Annotated in this window: 8 protein-coding genes; 1 reads left to right on the forward strand and 7 read right to left on the reverse strand. The window is 63.0% G+C overall.

What is annotated here, in order from left to right; all coding sequences use genetic code 11:
• Nucleotides 1–42 precede the first annotated feature (42 nt).
• Nucleotides 43–2,088, reverse strand: coding sequence for a ParB/RepB/Spo0J family partition protein (locus ACOOE2_RS12985; RefSeq protein ID WP_420383417.1), 2,046 nt, complete (start codon nt 2,086–2,088; stop codon nt 43–45).
• A 272-nt stretch (nt 2,089–2,360) separates the two neighbouring features.
• Here ACOOE2_RS12985 and ACOOE2_RS12990 point away from each other — a divergent pair, with 272 nt between their 5' ends.
• Complete coding sequence (locus tag ACOOE2_RS12990; RefSeq protein ID WP_420383418.1) at nt 2,361–2,978, forward strand: SOS response-associated peptidase family protein; 618 nt, start codon at nt 2,361–2,363, stop codon at nt 2,976–2,978.
• Between the two features lie 3 nt (nt 2,979–2,981).
• On the opposite strand, the gene ACOOE2_RS12995 is transcribed toward ACOOE2_RS12990, so the two are convergent.
• The 6 genes from ACOOE2_RS12995 to ACOOE2_RS13020 form a co-directional block, all read right to left on the reverse strand.
• Nucleotides 2,982–3,419 (reverse strand): type II toxin-antitoxin system PemK/MazF family toxin, encoded by a 438-nt coding sequence (locus tag ACOOE2_RS12995; RefSeq protein WP_420383419.1) that lies wholly within the window; start codon nt 3,417–3,419, stop codon nt 2,982–2,984.
• Between the two features lie 4 nt (nt 3,420–3,423).
• Nucleotides 3,424–3,681, reverse strand: a complete 258-nt coding sequence (locus tag ACOOE2_RS13000; RefSeq protein ID WP_420383420.1) for a type II toxin-antitoxin system prevent-host-death family antitoxin — start codon at nt 3,679–3,681, stop codon at nt 3,424–3,426.
• Nucleotides 3,682–3,791: 110 nt separating this feature from the next.
• Nucleotides 3,792–5,720, reverse strand: a complete 1,929-nt coding sequence (locus ACOOE2_RS13005) for a strawberry notch C-terminal domain-containing protein (protein WP_420383421.1) — start codon at nt 5,718–5,720, stop codon at nt 3,792–3,794.
• Nucleotides 5,721–6,075: 355 nt separating this feature from the next.
• Nucleotides 6,076–9,309, reverse strand: a complete 3,234-nt coding sequence (locus ACOOE2_RS13010; protein WP_420383422.1) for a P-loop NTPase fold protein — start codon at nt 9,307–9,309, stop codon at nt 6,076–6,078.
• Nucleotides 9,310–9,410: 101 nt separating this feature from the next.
• Nucleotides 9,411–10,727, reverse strand: coding sequence for a lipase family protein (locus ACOOE2_RS13015; RefSeq protein ID WP_420383423.1), 1,317 nt, complete (start codon nt 10,725–10,727; stop codon nt 9,411–9,413).
• A gap of 23 nt (nt 10,728–10,750) precedes the next feature.
• On the reverse strand, nt 10,751–11,998 hold the full coding sequence (locus tag ACOOE2_RS13020) for a DUF2278 family protein (RefSeq protein WP_420383424.1): 1,248 nt from the start codon (nt 11,996–11,998) through the stop codon (nt 10,751–10,753).

Raw genomic sequence — 11,998 nt, forward strand, 5'->3', positions numbered from 1 at the left:
ACCAGCTCCCGCAGCGTCAGGACAGGGTGCCAGGACTGGGCGTCAGGCCGCTTCAGACAGCGGATCACTGCCCTCGTTCTGATTGGCGGCTTCGGGAGCGGAGGCGTCGTCGTCCTCCAAGACTTCATCCTGCCCTTCAGGCTCGCCATCGTCGCCGTCGAGATCGGCGTCGACACGTGATCCTGTGTCTACGAAACACATCGCACCCGGCACCCAGGCGATTGCCCGGGCTTTGATCTCGGGCTCGATGATCGTGTCGCCGGCGCAGAGCCGCGCGGCGGCCGAGGCAAGCTCGGTCTTCTTCGCCGATGCGTAGCGCAGGGCGAGTTCGGCATCGAACTGCCCGAGAATGCCGAGGATTTGCGCCTTCTTGATCCGGTCGAAGAAGTTCTCGGCACTCGGTCGCCAGTGCTGCGCGATGTCGATGCCGATGTGGGCGCCAAGGCGGCTCTGGAAGGCCGAGGCGTGGATGCCAGAGGCAAGGCTCGCCTTGAGGCTCTGGCTGACGGCATAGGCCAGCCACCCAGCCTTCACCTCGTCGGCCAGCGCGCGGAAGGCAAGGAAGGAGGCGAAGCTGTCCTCCTCGCTCGCCCAATCGGCGGACAGTGACGCACGCACGCCTTCGATGCCCGCCAAGGCCGGGCTCGCCGGAATGCCGGAAAGGCCAGAAGGCTCGTTCCTGTCGGTAATGCGGATCGTGCAACCCGCATCGCTGCTGCCGAAGTGTCCGGCATGATCGCGCGCCAGCGAGAAGATCGCGAGATCGAGCGCCAGCGCGGGATCGTGAGCGACATGGAGTGCCAGCACGTCGCGGCGATCCTTGGCCATCTGCTCTTCAAGCGAGCGCGGCAGGCTGGCCGAGGTGGCGGGTTCTGCCTCATCGGGTTCGAGGATGCCCGCTGTCTCGCTGGCACCGCTGCCCCGGCGGGTCGGCTTGGCGGTAGTGTAGTAAGTCTCAAGCAGACGCGGACGGCCGTCCTTGCCCAGCACGAGGAAGGTGCCGACGTTGGACTTGTCCTCTTCCGGGATCAGCGGTTCCGTGTCAGCAAGCCGGTCGTGTTCGGCATCGAGCGCCTCATACTGGGCTTCGAGCGCGGGGATATCGTCGGCCTCTTCGGGATCTTCGAGAATTTCGCTAATCTCGGCCATGCGGCCCGCGATTTCTTCCATGCGCGCCACCGCTTCGGCGCTGGGTTCGGCGCGCCGCGGCCAATAGGCGTGTAGATCCTTGGTGTCATCGTAGGTGACTTGGGTTGCAAGGCTCGGCTTAACCCAGGCGAGCTTGCAGCCGAGTTCAGCGACATCTGCCTCATGAGCGAGCTTCTTGGCGGCAAGATCCATGGCGAGGTCGCCATCGAGCCAAACACCTTCGCCTTCGCTAGCGAAGAGGTCACGCTCGATGCGCCCGCCACAGCCGGTATATTCCGCCTCGCCAAGGAATCGGGCGATGGGATGGTCAGCCGACAGCGCATCCTCGGCAATCGCACGGCGGATTGCCTGAGCGTTATCGCGCTGCCAGCTCGTCGACAGGCGTTCCCACGCCGCCTGCTGCCGTTCGCGGTCGCCGGTCGAGCCATAGGCCATGGCGATGTCGAGGGTGATTTCGCCGTCGGCCAGCGCCGCGAAGATCGGCTCGGCAAGGTCGGCCAGGCGAAGACGCCCCTGCACATGGCGGACGGTCACCCCGAAACGCCGGGCGACCGCCTCGGCGTCAGCGCCTTCCGCGATGATGTCTCGATATGCGCGCGCTTCGTCCGCCGGCGTCATCGCCTCGCGGATGAGGTTTTCAGCAAGGCTGATCTCGCGGGCAGCAGCATCCTCGTTCTCACAGAGGCGGACATCGATGGCATCGTCTTTGGGCAGCACGCCGCGCTCGATGAGCAGGCCGATCGCGCGCCAGCGGCGGCCACCTGCGTGGACGTCGAAGAGGGTTTTTTTGCCCTTGGCAGGGCTGACGATGAGCGGCTGCAACAGTCCGTGTTCGGCAATGCTGGCGGCCAGCGCCGCAAGGCCGGTGTCGCTATTGGCCTTGCGGACATTGCTGTCGGACAGGCGAAGCTTCGCGTAGGGAATCGTGGTGGTCTGCATGAAAGGTCTCCCGGACCAGCGCCGAGACCCGGATCATGGGACGCTTTCGTCTCCCAGGGGGCCTCGCCCCCTCGCATCCTCCTCCACTCTTTTCCTGACGAACGTATCGGCGCAGGAGCAGAATTACAGGTGGCTCTGCCTTTGTTCACACCCCAGCACGTGACCACACATCCCGAGATCAGGGGCAATCGGACGCCAATCGTCGGAGCGACCAAGCCCGCGAGGTGGCGGCAAGAATTGACGCCTGATTGATCAGGGATCAGTCTTGGCCCATGTGCAACAGATACCAGCCTGGAGAACGCCATCGAATCGAAAAGCTTTTCGGTGCGCGCCCGCTGCGCGAATTCAATGGAGGGCCTGATACAGTCCATCCTCGCGATCCGGCGTGGGTCATCCGTAAGGGAGAGGAAGGGTTTGTCCTCGAACAGATGACTTGGGGTTTCCCTGTCGTCTTGCGCGGCAAGTCGGGACAGATGCTGAAGCCCAAAGCCGTCAACAATGCGCGTTTCGACAAGCTCGGTGCTTATTGGCGTCAGTGGGCCGAGAGTCCGTGGAACCGATGCCTGATTCCCACCGCCCGCTTTGCCGGGGCGGTCGGTCCCACAGGGCGTATGACGGAAACATGGCTGTCGGTCAGGGAGCAGGAAATTTTCGCCTGGGCCGGCCTTTGGCGCAACACCGATGAATGGGGCACCTGCTACACGGGCGTGATGACGGATGCCGCGCCGGAGTTATCGAGCATCCATGACCGCTGCCCAGTGATCCTCGGGCCGGAGGAATGGCAAGCGTGGCTGACGGCGCCGCTCGGCGAACTGCGCCACTTTGACCGGCCATGGCCGGCATCGGAAATGGCCGTGGAAGCCACCGAGCAACTCTGGGCCCGGCGATAGCGCTTATTCGCTACGAGCGATCTGTCCGGCACGGCCCTTGTCAAAGGCCTCGAGCCATTTTTCCCGCACGATGTCGTAAAGTGCTTCGGGAAGGTGGCCATAGGCGACAGCGTCTGGATCGCCGCCCGGAATGGGGCGCAGATCGGGCCCGGGCCAGAAGAATCGATTGGCCTCGCTCAGAATGATCCACGAACGCTCGCCGTCCAGCCCAAGGCGCTTCTTGGTGGCGGGCGGGATTTCCACGGCAAATGCGGGATCATCCGGCGGCGAATGCGTGATCGGCAAAACGGTGACGACGTCACGCCCACGTTGCGATCGCATGGTTAGCAGAACCGCGCAGGGACGATCTTTACGCCCTTCTTCCGCACCGGCCCTGGCCTCGTGACTCCACAGAAACGAATATCGAACGACAAGGCCGGGAACCGGCGTAGGAAACGCCATGAAATCAGCTCAGTTCGCCGTTGAACGCCTTTGCATCGGCGGGCGCGCGAGACGCGGCAATCGCGGCGCGATCCTCGTCCGTGAAATCGGACAGCGTCAGCACCTCACGATCGCGGCTCTTCAGCCGCTCGTATTCCGAAAGAGACATCAACACGAGGCTTGCGATACCATGGTGGGTGATGGTCACCGGTTCCTGCAACGCCTGACGGCTGAAACGCCCAAAGGCCTTGGAAACATCGCCTGAACTTGCAACTTGGGTCATAGGTCAACTCCTATCCGTAAAATACGTGAATTCCGGATTTTTGCAAGTGTGGATTCGACAAACGGAGTCCATCGCTCAATCAGAGATCGGACCTTGTCTGCCGGAAACCCTCAAGCCGCCAGCTTCTCGACGATATCCTGAGCCTGGTTGACGGGCACGAAGAGGCGGGTCTGATACTGGATGATCTCGGTGAAACATCCCTTGGCCTTCCATGAAGGAAGCGCGCGCGGGTCAAAGCCGAGGATTTCGAGCCGCTGTTCACCATTGACGCGCGAACGCTTCAGACTGAGATCACCCGCGGCATTGATCGGCACCACCTTGCCACCCAGCGCCGCCTCCACCACTTGGCCGGCAGAAAGGGCGATCCGGTCGCCGAGCCCGAGCTTGTCGAGCAGTGTGTTCACCGCTTCGACCGGAACGATGCGTCCGAGCATTGACCGCCCGTCCTGCGTAACAAGACGGCGAACCTGCGCATCCTCGCCAAGCAGGTTCCAGATCGGCAGCAGGCGGCCGGTGGCGAGGTAGAAGCGCTCGGTATAGGGCCGAGTCGCAAGCTCCGCTGCCTCGGCCTGCCATGCCGCCTCGAAAGCATCCCGTTCGCAGTCATCCCAATGGCTCTCAGCCAATTCATCAGCGGTAATCCAGCTCCGTCCGCCGGGCCGGTGCAGTGTGAAACTGGCGACCGGCGTGCCGTCGTCCATCAACCGCGTGCGATCCGGTACGAGAAGCGCGACGCGCGAAGAGCGGCCATTGCGCAGGAACCGCGTCCTGCCGATGACACGCTTGCGCATGTCATCGATACAGGTGATGCGCGGGGCCCATTGCGCCTCGATGGTGAGGAGTTGGGTCGAGGCACCATTTGCGTCCTCGCGCAACACACGCTCCTCGACGGTGGTGAGCCTGTCGGCAACAAGGGTTTCGACGCCAGCATCGAACGTTCCGGCTTTGCGAGCGGCATCAATGCGCGTTTCCACCAAGCCGAGGAAATCGTCGAACACCGCGTTCTGGAGCGCGATGGGGAGCGCCAGAATGCGATTGAGCCAGCGCTGGATTGGCGGGAGATTGTCGACCAGCGCCCCCTCCTGCTCAAGTTTGAGGCCGGTGCGCTCGCAGAAATCGGCGAAGCCAACGCTGGAAAGCTTGCCGGCATGAAGGAGGTGATACCAGCGGGTCAGCGCCTCACGGGCGTATTCGCTCTCGAGATTGTCGGCGGGATCGAACAGGTTCTGCCCCCCGGTCTGGCGCTGGCCGCGCGTCAGTGCGCCAAGACTATCGAGCCGCCGGGCGATGATGGAAATGAACCGGCGCTCGCCACGGCAATCGGTAGTGACGGGCCGAAACACCGGCGCTGAGGCCTGGTGGGTCCGGTTGGTCCGCCCGAGGCCCTGAATGGCGCGGTCCGCCCGCCAGCCCGGCTCCAGTAGGAAGTGCATGCGCCGCTGCTGGTTCCGGCAATCGAGGCTGGCATGGTAGGAGCGACCCGTGCCGCCAGCATCGGAAAAGACGAGGATGCGCTTGGCACCGGCCATGAAGGCATTGGCATCTGCGAGCGAATTGGTCGGGGTGCGGGATTCGAGGCGCTGGTTTCCATCGGGCAGACTTACCAAACGCCGCGTCCTCCCAGTGATCTCAGCCACCGCATCCGGCCCGAACCGCGCGATGATGGCATCGAGCGCTGGGACAATCGGCGGCAATGCCCCTAAAAGCTCGATGGTCTCGGCCTTTATGCGAAGCGCTTCCTCGGAATGGACGGGATTGCCGGCCTCGTCAACCATCGGGCGCGAGCGCTCATTGCCGTCCTCGTCCCAGAAGCTTTCCATCGCCGGCGTGGGGAAAGCATTGGCGAGAAAATCCTGCACGATCTCGCGAGGCGACAAGTCCAAATTCAGCTCCGCCCGGTCTTCGACACTGAGGTCTGCGAGACGCCGATCGAGCAGCGCCTCTGCCGTAGAGACCAGTTGAATGACCACACTGTGATCGGTGGCCAGCGCCTCCTCGATGGCCGGCAGTAGCGAGGGCAGTTTCATCGACAGCAGCAACTGGCCGAAAAACCTGTGGATCGGCGCCCAAGGCGGGACCCTCGGTCATTTTCCCAGTAAGAGACTGGCAAGATTGGAGAAAGAAGGATAAGGGCGGGGTCCCAAGTGGTGCCGATCTCACGATAGATCTCGCTCGTAAATCGCGCTAGATCAATGCCTTGACGTATGTAGAGGGGGTCCTGTTTTGGACGCTGATTCACAGTGACCACCTCAGCATCCAGCTACACCACCACCTGGGACACCATCTGGGGTCATTCCGCTTTCCGCTCGTCTCTCCACCTCTGAAAATCATAGGCCAACGTCCGTCCAAGGTGCGGACCCGAAGCTGCACGGGTCTTTGGGCCGTTGTCATCCGTTACGGCAGGAACGAGTAACGGCGTACGTCCTCGCAGGCGGTGAACATGCCAGTCCAAGTCAGCTTGCCGACCAACGGTGCCACAGCGCGGAGAAGGCGACCCTCCTGCTCGTCGCAGCAAAATTCAAAGGACGTCGGAGACCATGCCCCGGACTGTTTGGTCGGGTTGGTTGAAAAAACCTCCCGGAGCGCTTTGCGCGTAGACGGTCGCAATCCGTTTTCGCAAGCCAGGACAAAGAGCAACTCGCGATAACTGGGGGTTCCGTCGCCACCATCGGCCAGAAACTCGTCAAGACGCTGGTCGCGATAACCGACCCGAATGAGCCGGTAGAGATTGATCATCCGCTTGACCGCGCGGGGGGATTTAGCCGCCAGCGGGCCCAGGATCTTGATCTGCTCGACCTCGGCATCGCTGAGCTTGAGGCCGCGGCGACGGGGCCGATCAGTCTGTTCGGGTCGGTTTGGCGTCTTCCACGCGAAGCGGTTTGAGCCCTCGGACGAGGTCTGGTCAGACGGCTGTACGGGAGGCGGCGATGGCGCCTGCATGCTGGGCATCTGTGGAGGTCTGGCGAGGCTCTCGACGAAGCCCTGATAGGCCTTGTAGCGCCGATCGGGCGGTGCGTCCTCGTCGATCATCGGGCGTACCCAGAGCGGAATCTGAAAGATCTTTTCAAGATAATCCGCCGCTGACGCAGGCAGTTCGTCGGGCGTTCCTTTTGCGTTGTCGGTCGTTTGCAACTGGACGTGGACGCGCTCGAGCGATTGTTTAAGCCAGCGTGCATCGACGGCGACGATAACGACGAAGCATTGGAAGGCGAGGAGAAGATGGACCGCCTGGAGAACGCTTGAGACCTGTTCGGCGTCGCACCGGTCGAGATCGTCGATATAGAGAACTATTCGGTCGATCCTGCCAGGGGCCTTCCTGTCTCGCATCTGGGCGAGAATGGCATCGAGTTGCTCGAAGCATCGCCGCACCCGGGCGATCGTTCCGAGTTGCTGGCGCAGCGTGGAGATATCGGATGAGTCGCTCATCAGATATTCGAGCATCAGTTCTGGAGAAGCGGCGTTGACGCCGTCACCAAGACTGCCGAATTTGGCGGCGTGGGCGTCGGCGTCCTTGCGCGCGGCACGCACGGCGTCGATCTGATTGCGCAAATCCGCCAATTGTGCGCGTGCCGTGATTTCGGCGTCCGCCGCTGCGACCTTGCGCTTTTCGACGGCATCTCTGACCAACGATGCGACGCGAATGACTGGCCATATGCCGGCACCGAAAGTGCCGAAGGAACCGAGAAACGTGAGGACGCCCACCGTCCGCAGCCAGGTGACGCCGCTGCTGCCAAGCTTAGGCAGGAACAGGAACCATGACGGGAAGAACCAGGCGATCGCCGAGAATATCATGCTCAGGCAAGCAAGTACCCCGAGGGCGGTTACCCATCGCCGCGAGGAGCGAAAATCCCACAGCAACATGAAAAAGCCCATGATTGGACCACTGGCGGCGGCATAGGATTCGATTCGCTGCTCGGGATTGTGCCCGGCCGAGAGCATGTCACGCACAAGCGTCAGCGCGTCTTTGTCGGCTTTTTTGACGGGTTCGGCGGAACTGACATAGATTTTCTTCGCGCCGTCTTCCCTTTTGGGCTTGAGGAGGTCGGCAAGGATGTCTGCGGCGGCCGCGACACCAGCGGTCTGGCGGCCCTGCGTGGCGGATTTGACCTTTTCCTCGGCGTTTGTGATGCGCGCTTCGAGATCGGCCGTCTCGATCGCGTTGGTGCGCAGCGCCACCGCGTCGCGCGAATTGCGAGCCTTCACCTCGCTCACGAGATCGGCATAGCGCCGATCGGCCTCTCCGGGCGCACGGTCAAAGCGGAGGCCGCCGACGGCGAGCTGATCAAAGATTTCCGAGGTCAGCGATGCCCAGAGATTGGCGCTGTCGGCGTAGGCCCAGGCGTTGAACTCCATCTGCACGACATGACCGACCCGGCGCGTCTCGGCGCTTTGATCGTTATCGCCGCGTTCGCGCAGCATGCGCTCGTTGGCAAGATCATCGTGGATCTGGCGCTGGAGTTGCTTGATCAGGGTGCTCTTGCCCGAGCCCCAGGCGCCGAACAGGCCGATGGCAAGTGGCGGCGATACCGACTCGAGCAGAATGAGATTGGCCAGTGCAATGGCGTCGTCTCGGACGCCAAGCGAGTCATTGGCGATATATTGCGCCCGGTCGGCAATATAGGAGGCGCGCGTCTCGACGGCGGTTGAGACCAGCAAAGGCTGTTGCTGGAGCGATGCCGCAATCTCCGCCCAGGCGCCGCGATTGTCGCCAAGCGAAGCGAAATCCTGTACGCGCAATTGTTCGGCAAAATGCCCGGTGAGGACCGAGATGCCCCGATCGAGAAGTCCGAGATTGGCCAGCGCCGCCTGACCACTGCGCGTCCGCAACAGCGCAATCATGAGGTGACGGGTGCCAAGTTCGTCGGGCTGAGGGTGGACCCCGCGGCGTAACTCGGCTGCTTCGGCGAGGATCTCAACGATATCCCATCGCAGCAGCACGGCATCGCGATCGATCCATGCCTTGGCGATCGATGGCTGCTGGGGCGCGGGAGCGCGGGGTCCCGGGGTCGTCGCGGCTTCCTTGGGCACCATCCACCGGATCTGTCCGATAAAAACAGAATCGAGCGCGGCATCCGGCGCAAGCAGCGATGCGATCAGGTCATCGCCGGTGAGCACATAGGACGCAGCTTGGGGATCGGCGAACCGGTCGATGACCGTCTCGAAAATCGCGGACAGGTTTTCCGACAGATAGCGGTCGCCCCCGGTCGGATCGGCCGACAGACTGCTCCAGCGAAAGCGGACTACCGATTGCAGACCAAGCGAGCGCCCGGACGCTGCCACAATGGGATCGGCTTGAGGCTGCGCTTGGTCGACCGGATCCGGAGTGGCGGCTGTTGTCTCGGGGTCTGGTCGTGCCACCGGGTCTGCTGGCGGGTCGCTCGCGCGTTCCTCGACAGAAACAGCAGGTGTAGTTGCTGGCGGCGCGGATGCGCTCTCAAACGCGCTGGAGAACTTGCCTTGCGAAGCCGCCGGACCCTGGTCGCGATCAGTTGGAGCACGCTCGACGCCGATCGAGCTTCCCGCTTTGGCACGCCCTATTCCCGATCGAACTTCGGAGACCCTTCTGGCTTTGGTCGGGCGCGCCTGCGGCGTGCGCATATCTGCCCCACCGCCGTCAGGCCGATCCATGCCTAAGTCCTTCCCCGCCCCGACACCCGCGTAACGTACGGGTTGATCTCGGCAAATGATGGCCAATCCCGTATCCGCAACGGTTCGGCGGGCGGATGAACTCAGTCATTGAACGGGATCCCTGGCGTGGGCGGTTGTGGAAGCCCTGGGATCGGGATGGCCGCACATGTCGAGGCGGTCGACTGACCTGAGAGCAAGCCTCGCACAAAGGGGAGCGAATCGGTGAGCGAGGCGTTGACGGTGCCATTGTGGGTGAGGCCGGGATAGGTATGCCATGTAACCCTGGCGCCGGCGTCGCACATCGCGGCCACGGCATTGTATTGGCCCGGCAGGCTGGCCTCGGTATCTGCAAGGCCCGTGCCGGCGAAGACGGGTATGGTGAGCGCGCCGTCGGGAATGATCGAGGCTGCGCTCTCACCGGCTTCGAACGTGCTGAGATCGGGCCTGAACAGGTCACGACTGGAAATCTTCTGGGCGCCGGCGGCCTTGAAAAGGTCCGAGAGGCAGGCGGTTCGCGCCACGGCGGACAGCGCGGCGCCCGCCGGTGTTTCAGCGTCGCGAACGTCGCGATCATCATGAAGACTCTGGTCTGTCCCTTCGACGCGCAGAATTGCATAGGCCGCGTCCATATTGGTCGGATCGTCATAATGGACCGGGATGGGTGGATGGGCCGCATGAGCGGGCGCTGCGAAATCTACGACCAGCCCGGTCGCAACGACGCCCAAGATGTCAAGCGTCGGGGCGTAGTGCGGGGCAAGCCATGCCGACCCCAGCGCGGCGCCCGATCCCTGGGATTGGCCGACCAGAATGATCTGATTGCGCAAGCTGCCGGCAAATTGCTGGAGAGCGGCGCGGACGGCGTCAAGCGCGCTGTAGCCCTCGGCACGATAGAGGAGGTAAGGGTGCGGTCCGGGTGTGCCCAAACCCTGATAATCGGTGGCGACGATTGCAAAACCCTCATCGAGCCAGCGGTTGAGGTAAGCGCGGTCGCGCCCCGAATAGCCGCGCCAGGATGGCGCGCAGATGTCTGCGATCCCGGTCGTACCATGTTCCCAGGCAATAATCGGCCAGCCGCCTTTTGGCATCGCCGTTTTGGGGAGCAGGAGTTGCCCCGAAACCAGCACGGGCGCGGGTTGGCCGACCCCGCTGGTCGACATGTACAAGAGCCGAGTGCCGCTGGCGGCGCTCGACGGGAGGTGGAGGCCGTCCATTTTTTCGGTGCGGACCATGGTTCCCGGCGGCACGGCCGGGAGTGGGTTCGAAGAATAGAAGGCACTGGTTCCGCCATCGCCGAACCGGTGCGGCGACGGTGCGGTTTCGGTAGCAGCCGTTTGCTGGGCAGGTGGCAGGGGTACCGGCGCGACGGAGTTGCCTACGCTGAGCGCAGCGATGAGCAGCAATCCGATGATGCGTCGCATCGTGTATCTCCCGGCTGGATCGGTCAATCTAGCGGCTTGGCATCGGGTTCGGGATTGCCAAGGTCGGTTGTCGGCACCAGTTGTTGATCGAAGGCGGCAAAATAGGCCGTCCATTCGGGCTCGCCCAGATCGACGACAAGTGCCCCATCCTGCCAGATGTCGTTGTGATCGTTATGGTCATCGTCGGCGGCGTGGATATAGCTGCCCACCGATCCCTGGTTCATGTGGGTGTCGTGGATGCCGAGATCGCCCCCGGTGTAGAAGCGGCCAAACACATAGAGATCATGTCCTCCGGCAAGCGCCTTTTCAAGGACGCGCGTGAGGGTGGCGGCGGGCTCGACGTTTGCCGAGCCGTCCATAAGCCCGCTATCGCGCCAGGGTCCGGTTCCCGCCAGGATGTCGCTGCGCTCGAAGTCGAGTGCGGGAAGCGCGGTCTGCCCGGTGAGGTCTGTCTTGCCGGGCACCGCGGCGGTCAGCGTCTGGATCACGGGATGGCGGAAATCGAAGACGAGCTTGTATTTGAGAAGATCGTCGCTGTCGCTCGTCCCGACATTCATCGCGATTTCCCAGGCTTCTCCCCCGACATCGAGCGAGAAATGGAGATGATATTGAATCTCGTGCTTGTGCTTGTCGTGCCCCCTGGAGGGTTTCAGGGTAGGGGCGGAGGTGATCTTTGCTTTCACATAGCCATACGCCAGGGTCATCGGGTGGTCCTTTCTGACATTTTCGAGCGCTTCGTCGCCGGGCAACAGCGACTGGCGCTGCTCCGAAAAGGACCAGCCGGCGCCCGTCAGGTCGAAAACCCACAGGAGATCGAAGCGATCGGGCCATATCGGGGGAGGTGGTGGCATGGCGCCCGGCGCCACGAGGGCGGCGATGACAGGAATCTGCTTATGCTCCCAGGCGATGAGAACGACTCCCTGGCGCGTTGCGACATCGTCGGCCAGCGCCTGGTAGTCGGCTTTGAAATGAGAGGTGATGAACGGCACGCCGCGATCCTGAAGCGTCTGGGCCAGCGGCGTGATGGACTCGATCGAGCGCCTGCTCTTGCTGCCAGCGCCGACACCTGACGCAAAGATGCTTTGCGGCGTCAGCGCCCCCCGGACCGGGTCTACCTGGGCGGGATCAAAGAAGCGGACCAGCGCGCCGGCGCGTTGCCAACCCGCCGGCACGAGGCTCTCCGGATCAAGCGCGCAGGTTTGGTCAACACCGTCCTGTCCGTCAGTGGGTTTCTCGGCATGGCGGATGAAGATAACGCGATCCGCCGCCAC

Origin of the sequence: Novosphingobium sp. (assembly GCF_965214355.1) — a bacterium.
Lineage (GTDB): Bacteria > Pseudomonadota > Alphaproteobacteria > Sphingomonadales > Sphingomonadaceae > Novosphingobium.